The sequence below is a fragment of the Trichocoleus sp. ST-U1 genome, assembly GCF_039961835.1.
Lineage (GTDB): Bacteria > Cyanobacteriota > Cyanobacteriia > Cyanobacteriales > FACHB-T130 > FACHB-T130.
The window spans coordinates 1-15,765 of record NZ_JAMPJZ010000003.1 but is presented as its reverse complement, the minus strand read 5'-3'; the positions used below and the strand labels follow the sequence as shown (position 1 = coordinate 15,765).

The window sequence follows — 15,765 nt, the reverse complement described above, 5'->3', positions numbered from 1 at the left end:
AATGGCGTCAACATCTGGGCATCTGCGAGTAACTGGCATAATCTTTGATTAAGATAAGGTTAAATTTTGATTAATTTGTAATTAAAATAAGCGCAGCCCTTTGTGCAAAGATCACAATAGTGGTCAAGACTCGAACAAAACACCCGGTAAATCCTGATTCCAACAGCGGGCGATCGCAAGAAAGTTCTACCGACTCCAAGGTGGATCGGGCAACGGTCGGAATACCTCCCTGTTTCTGTTGCTAGCTTTTCCAGCTTGGGCAAAAAACAGGATTAACGATTGGTTCGTTTCTCACGCCAGTAGGTTGAGTAGTTTATCCCAAGGAGGTAATCTATGGCAGACCGCTCTGATTTTCTGTATCCTCGTAGTCGTTACTACGGTCAAGTCAAGCCAGAAAACCTGGTTTTTAACGCAAATTTGCAGGAATTTGCTCAACGGGTGAATTTCATCTGCAACCTGGAAACTGGGGGGAAAATTTCATCCTCCGAAGCCTACGAACAAATTAAGAGTCTCTGGAAGCAGTTGAAAAAAACCAAAAAGCAACTCGCCATCGGTGAGAACCCTTTCCAGAGTGGAGAGGATAATCCGGAAAGGTGAGGTGCAAAAGGGCAGCGTCTAGAGAATTTACGCCCATTCGCGAATAGCGATTAACCTCATTTGCTGGTCATCGTGTGGACTCCGTCCCAGGCATCTGAAGGCGGTTGCCGAAGGTAGTTCTTACACCGTTCCAAGTGGACGGTGACTGCCTGATCCGTGGGTCGTAGGCTGTAGGCGTCCTCAAAGTAGGCGATCGCTTTCTGGAAGCTTCTTCCCGTGTAGGCTGTACGCCCAAGATGATAGAGATCGAGAAACTTCTTCGTGGAGTCGTCGAGATGCTGTCGATGGTCGCCGATCAACTCGTAAATACTAACGGCGGTATTTTTGCCCTTGACGCGGATTTTGTCTAACTCTCGCACCAAGATGCGATCGCGGCACAAGTTGTAGGTAAACTCGCTCAAGATAATATCGCAGCCGTACTCCTTGGTGACGCTTTCCAGGCGAGAACTCAAGTTCACCCCATCCCCAATCACCGTGTAGTCCATCCGTTTGTGGGAACCAATGTTGCCGGAAACGACTTCTCCAGAACTTAGTCCAATGCCAATATGAATTTGCGGCTGGTTTCCAAATAAACGGCGACGGTTAAACTCTGCCAACCGGCGGCGCATATCCAACGCCGACTGAACCGCCATCCAAGCATGATTTTCTGCCAAAGGCAGGGGCGCACCAAACACCGCCATCAAGGCATCGCCGATGAATTTATCTAAGGTGCCTTCGTGGTTAAAGACTGCCTCTACCATCGTTTCAAAATACTGATTCAGCAGCGAAACCACTTCCGAAGCCCCTAAATTTTCCGTCAGAGTGGTGTAGCCCCGGATGTCAGAAAATAAAATTGTCACCTCCTTGCGTTCGCTCATCATCAGCGCTTTATCGCCCAGTGCCATGACTTGCTCTGCCACTCTAGGCGTCATGTAGCGATACAAGGTAGATTTCATCCGTTTTTCGTGGCTGATGTCTTCCAAGACCACCAAGCCTCCTCTGACGCCTCCTTCCGGATTGGTAAGGGGATTAACGGTGAGATTCATACTCCGTTCAATTTCCTGGACTTGATCGGCACTCAAAATCTGATGACAACTGTGGGTGGCGACACTGCCAGGACTGCATGATTCATTCCAGGGAATGAAGATGTTTGGATTGAGGCGATCGCGAATTGCCAGAATATGGACTCCAGTGGGTTCTCCCTCCGAGTGAGTCGCTTCCGAATTGAGAACTTCTGCTACCTGCTGACACTGGGCGCATTGTGCCTGCACGGACAATTCTGGCATTGCTCCTACGGCTGCTACTGACGGCTGGTGGTTCTTCTCTACATACAATCCCACTGTCAGGGTTTGCTCCGGCACATATTGCTTGGCACCCGTCTTCAGACTATCCTGGAGGCGAAACTGGAGATGTTCGATGGGCACCACATCCCAAACGAAACGACCGATTAGTTTCTGCTCCCACAGATGCTTGTTGTTTTTACCCGTGGTTTCCCGAATTGGGCACCCTAACAACTCCAGTGCAGCTTCGTTAATCGTGACAATCCGTCCCTGCATGTCTGTAGAGATGACTGCATCTGAGAGACTTTGCAGGATATCTTTTTGATACTGCTTTTCCAACAACACATTCTCGAAGAGCTTGGCATTTTCCAGCGCAATTCCCGCCTGGATATTAAATGCCTGCATAAACTCTTCATCTGAACTCGTGAAGCTGCCGGGTTGCTTGTTAATTAACTGCGTAACGCCGATTAATTCCATTGATGAATTAAACACCGGCATACATAGGATATTGCGTGTCAAATAACCCGTCCGTTGGTCGGCGCTGGGATCGAAACGCGGATCTTTATAAGCATCCGGGATATTTAGCGGCTGACGAGTGGAGGCAACATAACCGGCAATTCCTTTGTTAGAAGGAATGCGAATCGGGATGATCTCCGTACCATCTTTGTTGGCAACTTTCGTCCAGAGTTCTCCCGTTTCTTTGCTCAGCATAAATAGGGTGCTGCGATCCGCCTGCATCAGATCCCGCGCTTGCTCCATCACAAAGCGCAGAGTTGCTTCCAAGTCAAGACTTTGACCGAGATAGGTGGTTGCCCGCAACAGTGCCTCTGCCCCCCGCTGCTTGCGTGCCGCCATATAAAACGATTGGCAGCTTTCTAGGATAATGCCGATAGAGGCAGCAAAGTCGCGGAATCCCTGCTCATCCTCCTCGGTAAACGGCCCATCCCCAGCTTTATTTAATAGCTGAACGACCGCAACAATCTGGTTTTTGCTGCTATAAATCGGCATACAAAGCAGACTGCGGGTTCGGTAGCCCGGTCGCTCGTCAACTTCTTTGTTAAAGAGTGGGTGAGAGTAAGGGTCTGGAAGATTCAAAGATTCGCCGGTGCTGGCGACGTGACCGGCAACGCCAATATTAATGGGAATCCGGATTTGCTTGGTGGCTCTCCCAGTCTCCGTATCGGGAATTTTTGACCAAAGTTGATTTTTTTCTTCGTCTACTAAAAAAATAGTGGTGAGGTCTGCTTGCAGAATCTGACCCATTTTGAGGGTAAAGGCGTCCATGACCTGCTCCAGCATGGTTTCCAGCGCTTCGTTGTTGATCATGTCGATCGCCCGCAGAAACTGCTGGAACTCAGCGGTAATAAAGTCGAGTAAGCAGATAAATTCGCCGAATGACAGGTCTTTGACGCGCGAGGTCAGGGCGCTAGTACGATTGAGTTGCGTAAGCTGAGTTAACGTAGCCAGAACGCTGCCGGTATTAGAGAGTGTCATGGGGAGAAGCATTTGCAAGCTGTGGTTTTAGCTGTTAGCTGTTATTAGTATGCGATTCACACTTTTTTTTAGATTCAATTTAGTCAAAATACCCGTAAAAGCCTAAAATCGCGATTAATTCTGTAAAAACTAGCCGAAAAACGCAAATTTTCGCATCTTTACGGGGAAAAGCGTTGTTCAATCTGGGTTTGTTTGGTCTCCACCTACTGAGCTAATCGTTAACGCTTAAAAAATAAGCACCCACTAACTTAATTTAACCTCGGAGACCTGAAATCCTCATCCGTAGTGTTTAGAAATATGTATTAAATAGGAGCATTTCAGGGTTCAGTTATCAGTTGTTTTTCGGAAACCCTGACTGCTGAACCCTGACTGCTAATGATTGATTGTTAATGAATCGCTGTTTCGTAGTAATTTTGCAACTGGCGGGTGGCGGCAGCCCAACCCCAGCGTTCGGCTTCGAGGCGGGCATTTTGCCGTAGGGTTTCCCGTTCTTCTTGATGGGCCAAAAGGCGCTTGGTAGCAGCGATCGCTCCCTCTTCATCTTTTGGGTCAAATAAGTAACCGTTAACGCCATCGGTAACGATATCGGGAATCCCTCCGGAACGAGCGGCGACAACGGGACATCCGGCTGCCATCGCCTCCAACAGCACTAATCCTAAAGTTTCTGTGCGCGAGGGAAAAATAAAGGCGTCTGCTGAGGCAAAGGCTGAGGCGAGTTCAACGCCGGTCAGATAGCCGACGAAATGGGTGGGTGTCCCGGCAAAGTGTTGTTGCAAGGCTTGTCGATGGGGGCCATCTCCCACTAAGGCGAGACGCGCGTTGGGAATGGCTGCTAGGACGGGCTTAATGCGGTCAATTTCCTTTTCTGCGCCCAGACGCCCTACGTAGAGTAATAAGGGGCTTTCCGGGTGTCCTTGGCTAAGACGCGATCGCATTTCTCGGCTTGATAAGTGGGGCTGGAATAATTCTGTATCTACCCCCCGCTGCCACAAATCCACTCGCTGGATGCCATGACTGGTAAGTTCCTGCACCATCGCCGTAGAAGTACAGAGATTCAGCCGCGCTTGGTTATGGGCTGATTTGAGCAATTCCCACAGCACACCTTCTAACATTCCCAAGCCGTAATGCTGGAGATACTGGGGTAAATGGGTATGATAAGACGCTAGTAAGGGAATCTGCATCGCTTTGGCGTAATACAGACCCGCTAGTCCCAAAATAGCTGGGTTGACAACATGAATGATATCCGGTTGAAACTTCTCTAGTTGATAACCAATGGAGGGGCGGGGAAAAGCCATTTTCAACTCTGGATACCAAGGCAACGGGAAGCCAGAGACTCCGTAGATCCTAGCTCCTTTATATTCGGTTAACCCCCCATCTGGGGAAAAAATCAGCACTTCGTTGCCGCTGCGCTGTAAATGTTCAACGGTGTGGCGCAGGCGCGTCACAATGCCGTCAACCTTGGGCAAAAAGGTTTCGGTAAAAAGAGCAATTCGCATAATTCAGTGCTGAGGGATGAGGACTGAGGGCTGAGTGATAGATTTAAGAGCGATCGCGACTGAGGGCTAAGGACTCAATGAACGGTCAAGTCTGAGGAGTTATTAAAGTTTATCTGTCTTTATCAATGCAACAATTCAACCCAGCAAATTGCTTACCAGTTGCCACTCTCTCCTCTATCTCTCTTTTCACTCAGTCCGTGCTTCGCACCGCTTCGCTAACAGTCCTCAGTCCTCAATCCTGATTACTGACGGTGCCAAGAAACTTTGGGCATGATCTGATTTTTATCGACGCGGTGCTGGTACTTGACGGCAAAGTTGAGCAACGAGTCGAGTAGGGCGTCGGAGAGATAATGAGGTTGTAAGCCGAGATCGAGCAAATTGGTGTTTTTGGCGTTGAAGTAGTGTTCTTCTTTCTCGACTCTGGGATTGTCGAGGTTGTGGATATCAACATTCAGTCCCAAGGAATTCCCGGCTTTTTTCACCATTGCAGCTAAGTCACCGATGCTAAATAGTTCGGTGAATTGGTTGAAGACGCGGAATTCGCCGGGTTGGGCGGGGTTCGCGATCGCGAGTTCCATACATCGCACTGTATCTCGAATATCCAAAAAGCCTCTCGTCTGACCGCCTTTCCCGTACACCGTCAGGGGATGCCCAATTGCTGCTTGGATACAAAAGCGGTTGAGTGCCGTCCCAAAGACTCCATCGTAGTCCAGGCGGTTAATTAACAGCTCATCCATGCCCGTCTCTTCTGTCAAAACGCCGTACACGACGCCCTGATTCAAGTCGGTGGCGCGTAGCCCCCAAATCCGGCAAGCAAAGTGGATATTGTGGCTATCATGAACTTTGCTGAGGTGATACATCGATCCGGGCTGCTTCGGATAGGGCAAAGTATCCTTACGCCCGTTGTGTTCGATGGTGATGTAGCCTTCTTCAATATCAATGTTAGGTGTCCCGTACTCGCCCATCGTCCCTAATTTGACGAGGTGACAGTCGGGGAAATCTTCTTTGATCGCATATAGCAAATTCAGCGTCCCCACCACGTTGTTCACCTGGGTGACGACAGCGTGTTCTCGGTCAATCATCGAGAAGGGTGCCGAACGCTGTTCGCCAAAGTGAACGATTGTCTGTGGTTCAAACTGGTGCAGCGCTGACTGGAGGAACTCGTAGTTAGTGATATCCCCAATAAATAGGTCTATGGATTTGCCGGTGAGGTCCTTCCAGCGCTGAAGGCGTTGTTGAATGGGTGCAATAGGGGTTAGGGTATCTGCGCCTAGTTGCATATCCCAGTGACGCCGCACCAGGCTATCTAGAATGCCGACTTCGTATCCTCGACTGGAAAGATAAAGCGCGGTTGCCCAACCGCAGTAGCCATCACCGCCAATAACCAAGACTTTCATACGGGTTCAATTAATCTTGCTTGCCAACACTCGGTAAATTTACCAGGTAATGGTACCTTCTAGACCATCGAAGTGAATTCCTTCTGAGCGATCGCCGGTACACCCCATCGAGCTTGTAGTCGTTTGCTTCTTTCTCGTATTTCTTCCCTCCTTCGTCATCAATCTTTGGGAGGAAAGCGTTGTTGTCCCAGTGGCGGCGACCCAGCAATCAGGGCGACCTAGCAATCAGATGTGAAAGTGTCTCCAAGACCTCCAGATTGAAAGTTGAAGGTTCCTAGCGACAAGGAACCTTCAACCTTTAGCTTTGAACCCTTTACACCTTCACTTCCTCGGCAAAACTTCCCCAACGGACGAACTCGAAAGGACCCCCGACCGATCCCCAAATATGCTCATCGGTTTCGGGATCGCGTCCCCGATCGAGACTGATAAACCTGTTTTCGTCAATCTCAAAGGTGCTGTCGAGATAGGTGTTTTGACCTTTGCGAACCACCATACAACCTTTACCGGGTTCGACGTAACCTTTGAAGCTGTGACCTGTCCATTCGACGATCATGTTACAGCCTGGTAATTTTTCCAGTTGGTCTGCTTTGAGGTTGTGCAGGCGCTTGGGGTCGCGGGAGGCACCATAAAATTGTTCTTCATTCTTAACTGTGTAGTTTTCAATTTCGATGCGATCGCCATTCGTAATTAACTTTAAAACCCGCAGCCGATATGGGTCATTAATCATATAGTCATACGCTTGTTCCACCAGGAAACTCACGCCCGACAACAGTTCCAGGGGTAGAGGACGCATACAGACGCGGATATGGGCAAAGATGGGAGGATTTTCAAATGCTTGTGCTTGGTTGCTGAAATCTGCTGCCATCCAGCGAGCTAAGGTAGCAATATCAGTAGAATGCGTCATTGTTTATTAAAATGCCGTTGTTGAGAAATGATCCCCCTTATTTTAAGATGCGCGATCGCTCCTCCTGAAGTTTCTTGAAATGATGAAGCTACTAGAACGAATGCAGTTGTCCTTGACAGGGCTTTCGGTCGGAGATGCCTTGGGTGACAGGTTTTTTGGGCTGGGAGAGGAACTGCGCGAAAGAATCCAAAGGCGTCAAATTCCTCCAAAACTCTGGCGCTACAGTGACGATACTGAAATGGCACTGTCTATCGTGGAGACGCTGTGTCGCTATGGGAAAATAGACCCCGATGCACTTGCCGCCGCGTTTGCCGAACGCTTCAATCCTAATCGCGGTTACGGTGAGGGGGCGCAACAGTTGTTAATTCGGCTGCAATGGGGCGCAGACTGGCGCACAGAAGCTTCAGAGATGTTCGGGGGTACTGGTTCTTATGGCAATGGTGCGGCGATGCGGGTGGCACCATTAGGCGCTTATTTTGCTCACGATCTAGACGCAGTGAGAGAAAACGCGATACTCTCAGCGCAACCAACACACGCTCATCCAGAGGGAATTGCTGGAGCGATCGCTGTTGCAGTTGCTGCTGCGATCGCTTACAGGGTGGGTGAAGGTGAATTTATGTCTGGAGAGCAATTTCTCCAACAGGTTGCTCTGAATGTCCCGGAAAGCGAGATTCAGAGCAGCATTCGGCAAGCGATAGATATTCCGAGCGATCGCTCTCCACCTGTGGTAGCGCAACAACTGGGTTCCGGCTACAAAATTTCAGCTCAAGATACGGTGCCTTTTGCCCTGTGGTGTGCTGCCCATCATCTGGAAGACTACCAGGAAGCTTTCTGGGCGACAATTAGCGGTTTAGGCGACATGGACACAAACTGCGCCATTGTAGGCGGGATTGTTGCCCTTTCCGCACGCCAAAAAGGAGTCCCTACCCCGTGGATTCAGGCGAGGGAACTGTTGCCAGATAATTTTTCAAGCATTTTTGCTGGCGAAAGTTATTAAAAATGCAAAATCAAGGTAAAAAACTGAACGCGCTACCCGTTTTAGGTAGATGCACAGGAGATACACACAAGATTTTCTTGCTCCCCTCTCCGTGAAGGTCGAGTGGCGGGGAGTGAAGTTTTTCTTATCGCATTCAAATAGGTTTAAGCTGAAGAAAAAATTCCCTTTTTGTTATTTTTTTTTAGGTTCCTCGATCTGGGCTGGGCACACTGCTTGATAGAAATCCCCGATGATACTTCCCGATTGAATTTTTGCTTCTAGCAGCTTGTCGTTTTTACCTACATCGATATCCCCGACAATCCGACCGCTTTGGTCAAAACGAATAGACCGACGCCATCGGAATAAGCCTTTTTTACACTCTATTGCATGATAATTGTCCACCCCAATCGCACCATCTGCTTCCGGAGCTTGAAACAGATTCCGTCGCCAGAATTCTACAAGATTTCCCTGACGCACAATCCGCGCATCGTCGATATAGATAGGGGTGTTGTCGAGGGTTTTGCTTACGGGCACCCAAGCCGCGATCGCTCTTGACGTAGCAATCATTGTCATCAAGCTGATCCCGGATACTATAGCGAGACGCGAATGTTGAAAGGTAAGCAACTTAGTCATGGGATTGCAAAGATTATCGAGATGAATTAAAGGGTGATAAATGCGAGCGTTAACTGTTTTTAACGCCTGCTTTTGAGTCGGAATAATAGAAACTGAGTCGTCTGTTTATCTTGGAAATTATCGTCACTGACTAGAAGTAAACTTTGGCTACCATCCGGCAAGCGTGGACCAAAAGTCATGCCTTCCAAATTGCCCAACGGAATGCCTATTTCATCCAAGTCCAACAGCAACTTTTTCTTCACTGGCTCAATGCCGGTAAGCTCACCTTTAAGGCTGGGAACACTAGAAATATCTGTTGCCCCGCCCATTGCTGCCTGATAAATTCTCACCCTGTAACCTAACAGGCTCAAAGAACGTTCCAAGGTGAGGAAGTGCCCCCCTGCATCTAAAGATAAAAATTCCGGCAAGCCATCTTTGAGTGCCCCACTTGGAGGCGGTTCCATTTCATATAAATGTTCGGCAATCAACAGCGGTGGGCCATCGCTGAGCAAATAGTGCAAGATCCGACATTTTGCTCCCTGCTTTGAACTAATTGCTTCGCTATCCTGCATCAATGATGACTCAGTGGCAGTAAATAGACGAAACGGTTCCCCGGCTGCTGGGAGAGTACCGACAGGATTGAGGGTCAGGGCTTCAAACCCCAGGTTATTCTGGATGCCACGAGTCTGGGTTTTGTTGCCGCTGACATCGGGAAGATAGCGTTCCGGGATGGGTAAGTTCTGCCGCAGACGTCCAGTTTTTAAGTCAAACTCCCCGATAAAGGGGGCAATGCCATCGCGGGCGACCCCTTCGCTAGAGATAAATACTGATTGTTGAGGAGACAGAGCAATCCCTTCCGTATCCACCGTACTCTTGGGATAGGTGTTGCCATCTTCCTTGGTTAGAAAGGTAACGTTCTCAACTTCTACTTTCTGGATGCCAATTTTGCCATCGCTGGCGTCATCGATAACCATGTTGAGAGTGTAGAACCGGGCTGGGGCAAACTTACTGCGGTCATCTGAAATTGCGTAAAAACGGTTCTGCTTCCGGTCGTAGGTCAGCCCCGATAAGCCAGAAACAGGTGTATCCTTAAATTTCGTCTTGGGTAGCTGGTATTCCCCCAAAAAGTCGAGGGATAGATCCAGAAAAACTCGATCTTGTGTCATTCCTGGCTGGACTCCGCAGGAAGTGACAAAAGTCAGTAAGGCGATCGCTATCCCCAGCACCCAAGATCGTGGTCTAAATTGCCCACCGTTCACCAGCTTTCTCCTAAACTTCACAACAAGCGCGGAAACTATCGCTTTACTGTAGCAGTCAGTTGGGTGAGAAACGCTACAACTTCTGATATTAACCAGGTCTGCTTGTATAGTTTGTTATTAACAATTTAAACTGCTCGCGCTAAAAATATTATGCAGAATTTGCTTGCTCGTCTGTGGTTGCAGCAACGTCGCTCAAGGGCTTTAGGGTTGGGAATTGCTGCTGCTTTGTTCCTACTGTGTTCCGGTTCTGCCGGATGGGCAGCAACTGCGGCGGATAATAAACCCAAACCCAACCCCTTAGAGATAACGACACCCGATCCACTGCTGCCGCAGCCGCAAGTAGATCGTCCCCTGACTCCTGGAGAAATCAGCCAATTCAGGCAGGCTCTGGATGAATTAAATGCTCAGGCAGCTGCTCAGCTTAAAGCCGGTAATGCACCGGCAGCGTTTGAAATTTGGTATCGGGAATTGCGATTGCGGCGATCGCTAGGGACAGTGGAAGAGGTGGAAGCGCTAGGACGAGTTGGAGCGATCGCTTGGGAAAATAATCAAAAACTTGATTTGCAAATCATCACCAAGCGTTTGCAAGCAATTCAGGATCGGGCTTTTGGCAGGACACCAGAGCCGAAAGGCAAAACGCCGCGCCAGCAAACAAACCAAAATGGAGGCAAAACCGAAGAAATTGTTTTGTCTTCCCCTGTCTCCGCAGTGGACATAAAGCTGTTGCAAGCTTTGGGTCAAGCTTACCAGCAGATACGACTGCCAGCCCCCGCGCTAGAAGATTATCAGCTGTTGCTGGCTGATGCACGGCAGCGCCAAGATAAAGCCACAGAAGAGGCAATGCTGAAAATCATTGCCCAATTGCACCTGAACTGGTTTGATTATCCCAAGGCAGCGGCAACTTATGAGGAATTGCTGAGTTTTGCCACTCAACAGGGCGATACGGTCAACCAAGTGGTTTATCTGCAACAGCTGACTTACATTTACGACAAGGCGAAGCAACCGGAAAATTCTTTAAAAGTGAAGCAACGGCTGGCAGAAAGTTACCTCGCCATTAATGATTTAACTCAGATACCAGCGTTGAAGATAGCGATCGCTACCGATTACGAAGCTCTCAAACAACCAGATGAAGCGAGTAAAAATTACCAAGAAGCCTATAATATAGCGTGGTCTTTACAGCAGTTTGCTTCTGCCAGCGAAGCTTTGAAAAAACTAGGAGATCTCTACCGAACTTATAAACAACCTGAATATGCTTTGCAGGTTTATCAAACTCTTTTGCAGGTAGAGCGGCAGTCCTACGATTACTATAACTTGATGAAAACCTACGACCAAATCGGTCAGATTTATCTAGAACGCGGGGACTTAGCGCCAGCAAAAGCAGCGTTTGAACAAGGGTTGGAATTGGCAAGGTCGTTAAAGTATCAGGAAACTTACTTTGCCAATCAGCTAGCGCGAGTGACTCAGCAAGGTTCGCAGTAGATATCGGTTCAGAGAAAAGCGATCTCTTGTTATCTATAAGCCGCAAGCATTTCCAATCCCTAGTCAAAAATGGTCTAACTGGGCATTCTGCCCTTACAGGCGTTTGTCCCAGCAAAACAGAAAGTTTTATATTCCTTCAGAGAGAGCTAAGACCTCAGGAAGTTTCCCACCGAAGATTGATTCTGTTTGTTTTGGAAATTGATAACTTTATAAACATAAAGACAGCGCGGTTCTGAGCCTAAGTATTAAATATTAGAACTGCTATCAAAATTATCTCCCTTCCTGAGATAGTCTTTCTCCCTTGGTTATAGACTTCTGTGATTTGGTGTTTGCTCTTAGAGCCAAGTAGAAATGCTTGGTTCGTTTTTTTTATCACAAAAAGAGTACATCTTACTTTTGTAAAAATGCAAACGTGAGTTTAGTCACGGTTTTAGAAATCAAGAAAAAACTGTAAAGGTAAGGTTACTTTCTATCTTCCAGGAAGGTTTTCTGGGTGTTTTAGTGGCTTACATCAGTTGTCTTTCGTCAGCTAGATAGTAATTCCACAAGCGTTTTACCTAGATATTCATACTGCGCCGGAGTGTTGTAAAGTTGAGCTGAAATCCGAATCAGCTGTTTGGGAGGTGCAGGCCAATAAATCACCGGCACCTGAATCCCAAAGCGATCGCATAACGCATCTTGTAGTAGCGGCGTTATTTGCATTTCTCCTGGGCTGCCTGGCATTTCATCCTGCAATGGCACGGCTGCCATCGAACCAATCATCTCATCGGGACACGGTGGCGACACCTGTAGCGTTTCGCAAAGTAGTTGTCGTGCTGTCAATGCCATTGCTCGGTTACGCGCCATCAGTTCGCGCCATCCCCCCGGCAACAGCGAACCCAAAAACCGAATTGCCTCTGGGACACACAGATAAGCGCTGGGATCGTCGGTGCCCATCCAGTCGAATTCTAGATGAAAGCGCGATCGCTCTTTTCGGGGCGAGTTGGCACCATGACTAATCGTTAGCGGACGAATTGCCGATTGTTTGTCGCGCCGCACATATAAAAATGCGGCTCCTTTCGGGGAACACAACCACTTATGACAGTTGCCAGTGTAATAAGTCGCTCCGAGTTCCCGCAGATTCAGCGGCAGCATCCCTGGCGCATGGGCACCGTCTATCAGTGTATCGACGCCGCGCTCTGCCAGTTGGTGAGCGAGTTGCTGGATAGGAAAAATTAGCCCTGTCTGGCTGGTTACATGATCTAGCAGCGCTAGCTTTGTTCTGGGTGAAACCTGTTCCATCACGGCTTCGATGACTTGTTCTGGCGATGTGATGGGAAAAGGTACTGTCGCCACCACTATCCGCGCCCCAGTCCGACTGGCAATGAAATTGAGCGCATTGCGGCAGGCATTGTATTCCTGATCTGTTGTCAGTAATTCGTCGTCTGGGGAGAAAGCAAGCGATGCATCGCTCGGATCGGCTAAGCCAAGCGATCGCAATATCACATTCACTCCAGTTGTCGCATTCGGGACAAATACCAACTCTTCTGGATCGGCACCCACGAACTGAGCTAACTCATCCCGTGCAGCATCCAGCAGCGGCTCAAACTCGCGCACAAAAAATCGCAAAGGTTCCCTTTCCAGTTGCGCCCGGTAGCGTTGTTGGGCTTCCAGAACCGGCAGCGGACAAGCACCAAACGAACCATGATTCAGGAACGTTACGGCTGGGTCAAGCGACCATAACTTCTGAAATTCTGAATGGCGAAGGATGAAGTCTGAAATTTTCTCTTTCATGCTTCATCCTTACAATTAAATTAATTAAACTCCCCAGGCAAGATTCGAACTTGCGACCAATCGATTAACAGTCGATCGCTCTACCACTGAGCTACTGAGGATCGTTCACTCAATCTTTTCAACAGTTACTAATATTAGCGAGTGCCAATATAACTTGTCAAGCCCTTTTATAGTTTTCTGAGAAATTTTTTTGAGCCGAATGAATGTTCAGTTATTTCTGGTTCAAACGCCACTCAGCCAGACGCTCGCGAGCTTTAGCATCCAGGGAATTCGCTAAAAAACGCCCCGACGAATGTTTCTTGGGTCTATTTTTGCGTATAACCGCACGAGCGGTTAATTCTACGTCGTAACCCAGCTGTTGCGCTGACATCCATTCTGCGCCATACCCCACTACTGTTAATTGCTGCGCCCGATCTGATGTAGCGACAATCAAGCGCCGTGCCGATCTGTAGGGATTGTAACGAAAGGAGGCACAGGTTTTTTCGATGTAAGTATCTGCTGTCTGCCCAAAATCCGTGTAATAGACTGATAGCTCGTGGGTGATAGATTCACAATTACTGCGTGTGTCTTGATACTGGGCATCAAATACAACTTGAGTTTCAAAGCCCTTAAAAGCGCTGTAATTGACCAAAGCCTCAATTAATTCAAGACGAGCGGCTTCTAGCCCATTGCGATCGCGGGTTCTTTGCAGGTAAGACCATAGTCCAATGACGTTGTAGCCGTCAACGAGCAAAACAGCCTGCGGGGATGGGCGTTGCATTGTTTTAAGCCAAGATTTTTTAGGTGAAAATAACTATTTCATCATCTTAACAATATAGTCAAGTCAGTTCTGTCGTCCTTTTTGCAGAACTAGGCAAAGCCTGCCCAAAAATAGTTTTTGGTTACAAGGAGGAATCTTGGGTTTGCAGGAGGCGTTGTCTTAAGCGTTTGGGTTCTCCTCGATCCACTACGCAGCCCTGCTCTAGTAAGAATGCCCCGTCGGCATAATTTAACTCATCTAATCGATGCGTGACCCAAAGGGCAGTCAGACCCCGGCTTTTCACCAAGCTTTGCACTTGCGCGACTAAATCCAACTGAGAATCCGGATCGAGCAGGGCGGTGGGTTCATCTAATAGTAAGACTTCCGATCGGCGGGCGATCGCACCGGCAATGGCAATTCGCTGTTTCTGACCCCCACTCAGAGCATAGATGGGGCGTCGTTCCAGCGCGAGTAAATTAACCGCTGCCAGTGCTTGCTCTACCCGCCCGCGTATCTCAGCGGGCGAGAGATTTTCCTCCACCAGCCCAAAGGCAACATCAGCCCCGACTGTCGGCATCACCAACTGATGATCGGGATTCTGGAAGACAAAGCCAATTGGGTTTAATATCTGAATTTCTCCTGCTTGGGGACGCAACAGCCCAGCCAGTAATCTCAACAATGTTGATTTTCCACTGCCGTTGGTGCCCAAAAGCATCCAGAATTCACCCTTGGGCACCTCCAGAGAACAGGAATCTAAGACTTTCTCCCCTTTAGGCCAGTTGAAGCAAAGGTCTTTGACTTGAATGGCAGGCTTGACCATTTCGACACCAGCAGGAAACGTGTTCATTCAGCGAGGGCGAAGAAGCCGGGAGGTCTTCCAGCCGATGCTGTGCTGGATTTCTGAGATATCTGAACGGCAACAATCTCGCTACTGAGAATGCCGATTTTTTTCTCCGGCTGGCGTTCGCAAGTGAGTTCTAACAGTTGCGCGTTGCCAGAGCGGATTGCATTCAGAATTTCTTGGTAAACGCTTTGGGCATCTTCGTCTGACTTCCGTTGCACCGACAACGACATCGGCGTATTTTTCAAAATTAGGTCGATTGTAAACATGAGTTAAGCAATTGCAATTAAATATCGGCTCCACATCCCTAGTATCTCAGACGCGAGCCAGTTGCTGCCCGATGGGAAAATTCGTTGAGCAGGGGAGAAAGGATTTCATCTTCGCCTCTATCTTGGCGTTGGTAAGTTTCGCTAATCCTTTACTAGCCTGGACTTTAAGCGCACTCACCCCCTGAACTGTCGCGAGTGATGAACATCTGCGATCGCATCTGTCGCCCCTACCGCTAAATATTAAAATGAGTTAAATAAATTTACCCAAAACTGTGCAAGTTGGACATAATAAGATTAAACTCAGTAAAGAATCGTAAACTAGATTGACATCCTAGTTTGTTTTCTGCGTAGCCCATCTAGTTACAGATGGAGCCAGCAGAAACCGCGATGACTGTACTTATAACTAACCTGTTTGGAGATTTGCTGTCATGACTATCGCAGTCGGACGCGCGCCGAGTTCAAGAGGGTGGTTTGACGCCATTGACGACTGGCTCAAGCGCGATCGCTTCGTATTTGTCGGCTGGTCCGGCCTACTGCTATTCCCCTGCGCGTATCTGGCGCTAGGCGGCTGGCTCACCGGCACCACCTTCGTCACCTCCTGGTACACCCACGGACTCGCCTCCTCGTACCTCGAAGGCTGCAACTTCCTCACCGTCGCCGTCTCAACGCC

14 protein-coding genes, 1 tRNA gene and 1 pseudogene are annotated in these 15,765 nt (G+C 48.6%); 4 read left to right on the top strand and 12 right to left on the bottom strand.

Features of this window, described 5'->3' with window-relative positions:
* Positions 1-333 precede the first annotated feature (333 nt).
* A complete protein-coding gene (locus tag NDA06_RS02175; RefSeq protein ID WP_190411740.1) occupies positions 334-597 on the top strand; it encodes a hypothetical protein in 264 nt (87 codons plus the stop codon).
* Positions 598-653: 56 nt separating this feature from the next.
* Here the strand turns inward: NDA06_RS02175 and NDA06_RS02170 are convergent, their stop codons facing one another.
* The 5 genes from NDA06_RS02170 to NDA06_RS02150 all read right to left on the bottom strand — a co-directional run bounded on the left by NDA06_RS02170 (position 654) and on the right by NDA06_RS02150 (position 7,147).
* Complete coding sequence (locus NDA06_RS02170) at positions 654-3,350, bottom strand: GAF domain-containing protein (protein WP_190984759.1); 2,697 nt, start codon at positions 3,348-3,350, stop codon at positions 654-656.
* 386 nt (positions 3,351-3,736) lie between these two features.
* The gene (locus NDA06_RS02165) at positions 3,737-4,846 is read right to left on the bottom strand and encodes a glycosyltransferase (RefSeq protein WP_190984760.1); all 1,110 of its coding nucleotides are present in this window, start codon (positions 4,844-4,846) and stop codon (positions 3,737-3,739) included.
* 242 nt (positions 4,847-5,088) lie between these two features.
* The gene (locus tag NDA06_RS02160) at positions 5,089-6,243 is read right to left on the bottom strand and encodes an NAD-dependent epimerase/dehydratase family protein (RefSeq protein WP_190427239.1); all 1,155 of its coding nucleotides are present in this window, start codon (positions 6,241-6,243) and stop codon (positions 5,089-5,091) included.
* A gap of 39 nt (positions 6,244-6,282) precedes the next feature.
* The gene (locus NDA06_RS02155) at positions 6,283-6,468 is read right to left on the bottom strand and encodes a hypothetical protein (RefSeq protein ID WP_190411744.1); all 186 of its coding nucleotides are present in this window, start codon (positions 6,466-6,468) and stop codon (positions 6,283-6,285) included.
* An 88-nt stretch (positions 6,469-6,556) separates the two neighbouring features.
* Positions 6,557-7,147 (bottom strand): chromophore lyase CpcT/CpeT, encoded by a 591-nt coding sequence (locus NDA06_RS02150; protein ID WP_190411745.1) that lies wholly within the window; start codon positions 7,145-7,147, stop codon positions 6,557-6,559.
* Positions 7,148-7,226: 79 nt separating this feature from the next.
* Here NDA06_RS02150 and NDA06_RS02145 point away from each other — a divergent pair, with 79 nt between their 5' ends.
* Positions 7,227-8,144: an ADP-ribosylglycohydrolase family protein gene (locus NDA06_RS02145; protein WP_190984761.1), complete on the top strand. Its 918-nt coding sequence runs from the start codon at positions 7,227-7,229 to the stop codon at positions 8,142-8,144.
* Between the two features lie 171 nt (positions 8,145-8,315).
* On the opposite strand, the gene NDA06_RS02140 is transcribed toward NDA06_RS02145, so the two are convergent.
* Both NDA06_RS02140 and NDA06_RS02135 read right to left on the bottom strand, forming a co-directional pair.
* Positions 8,316-8,696 (bottom strand): surface-adhesin E family protein, encoded by a 381-nt coding sequence (locus NDA06_RS02140; protein ID WP_190527540.1) that lies wholly within the window; start codon positions 8,694-8,696, stop codon positions 8,316-8,318.
* Positions 8,697-8,815: 119 nt separating this feature from the next.
* Entirely contained in the window at positions 8,816-9,994 is a 1,179-nt protein-coding gene (locus NDA06_RS02135; protein ID WP_347276997.1) for an esterase-like activity of phytase family protein, read from the bottom strand.
* A gap of 150 nt (positions 9,995-10,144) precedes the next feature.
* Here NDA06_RS02135 and NDA06_RS02130 point away from each other — a divergent pair, with 150 nt between their 5' ends.
* A complete protein-coding gene (locus NDA06_RS02130; RefSeq protein ID WP_190984762.1) occupies positions 10,145-11,473 on the top strand; it encodes a tetratricopeptide repeat protein in 1,329 nt (442 codons plus the stop codon).
* A 525-nt stretch (positions 11,474-11,998) separates the two neighbouring features.
* On the opposite strand, the gene NDA06_RS02125 is transcribed toward NDA06_RS02130, so the two are convergent.
* From NDA06_RS02125 to NDA06_RS02105, 5 genes are all read right to left on the bottom strand, one after another.
* Positions 11,999-13,246 carry an aminotransferase class V-fold PLP-dependent enzyme gene (locus NDA06_RS02125; RefSeq protein ID WP_190984763.1) on the bottom strand — a complete coding sequence of 416 codons (1,248 nt, stop codon included), beginning with the start codon at positions 13,244-13,246 and terminating at the stop codon, positions 11,999-12,001.
* 29 nt (positions 13,247-13,275) lie between these two features.
* A tRNA-Asn gene (locus tag NDA06_RS02120) sits at positions 13,276-13,347 on the bottom strand.
* 110 nt (positions 13,348-13,457) lie between these two features.
* Positions 13,458-14,006, bottom strand: coding sequence for an NYN domain-containing protein (locus NDA06_RS02115; RefSeq protein WP_190411750.1), 549 nt, complete (start codon positions 14,004-14,006; stop codon positions 13,458-13,460).
* A gap of 121 nt (positions 14,007-14,127) precedes the next feature.
* Positions 14,128-14,805, bottom strand: coding sequence for an ABC transporter ATP-binding protein (locus NDA06_RS02110; RefSeq protein WP_190411754.1), 678 nt, complete (start codon positions 14,803-14,805; stop codon positions 14,128-14,130).
* Positions 14,806-14,828: 23 nt separating this feature from the next.
* Complete coding sequence (locus NDA06_RS02105) at positions 14,829-15,095, bottom strand: hypothetical protein (protein ID WP_190411751.1); 267 nt, start codon at positions 15,093-15,095, stop codon at positions 14,829-14,831.
* A gap of 428 nt (positions 15,096-15,523) precedes the next feature.
* Between NDA06_RS02105 and NDA06_RS02100 the strand changes: the two are divergent.
* A pseudogene (locus NDA06_RS02100) lies at positions 15,524-15,765 on the top strand (photosystem II D2 protein (photosystem q(a) protein)); the annotation flags it as partial.

Excerpts from the sequence above, each read along its gene's own strand:
- NDA06_RS02175 (WP_190411740.1), top strand. The coding sequence starts at position 334 with ATGGCAGACCGCTCTGATTTTCTGTATCCTCGTAGTCGTTACTACGGT.
- NDA06_RS02170 (WP_190984759.1), bottom strand. The coding sequence starts at position 3,350 with ATGACACTCTCTAATACCGGCAGCGTTCTGGCTACGTTAACTCAGCTT.
- NDA06_RS02165 (WP_190984760.1), bottom strand. The coding sequence starts at position 4,846 with ATGCGAATTGCTCTTTTTACCGAAACCTTTTTGCCCAAGGTTGACGGC.
- NDA06_RS02160 (WP_190427239.1), bottom strand. The coding sequence starts at position 6,243 with ATGAAAGTCTTGGTTATTGGCGGTGATGGCTACTGCGGTTGGGCAACC.
- NDA06_RS02150 (WP_190411745.1), bottom strand. The coding sequence starts at position 7,147 with ATGACGCATTCTACTGATATTGCTACCTTAGCTCGCTGGATGGCAGCA.
- NDA06_RS02145 (WP_190984761.1), top strand. The coding sequence starts at position 7,227 with ATGATGAAGCTACTAGAACGAATGCAGTTGTCCTTGACAGGGCTTTCG.
- NDA06_RS02140 (WP_190527540.1), bottom strand. The coding sequence starts at position 8,696 with ATGACAATGATTGCTACGTCAAGAGCGATCGCGGCTTGGGTGCCCGTA.
- NDA06_RS02130 (WP_190984762.1), top strand. The coding sequence starts at position 10,145 with ATGCAGAATTTGCTTGCTCGTCTGTGGTTGCAGCAACGTCGCTCAAGG.
- NDA06_RS02125 (WP_190984763.1), bottom strand. The coding sequence starts at position 13,246 with ATGAAAGAGAAAATTTCAGACTTCATCCTTCGCCATTCAGAATTTCAG.
- NDA06_RS02115 (WP_190411750.1), bottom strand. The coding sequence starts at position 14,006 with ATGCAACGCCCATCCCCGCAGGCTGTTTTGCTCGTTGACGGCTACAAC.
- NDA06_RS02110 (WP_190411754.1), bottom strand. The coding sequence starts at position 14,805 with ATGGTCAAGCCTGCCATTCAAGTCAAAGACCTTTGCTTCAACTGGCCT.
- NDA06_RS02105 (WP_190411751.1), bottom strand. The coding sequence starts at position 15,095 with ATGTTTACAATCGACCTAATTTTGAAAAATACGCCGATGTCGTTGTCG.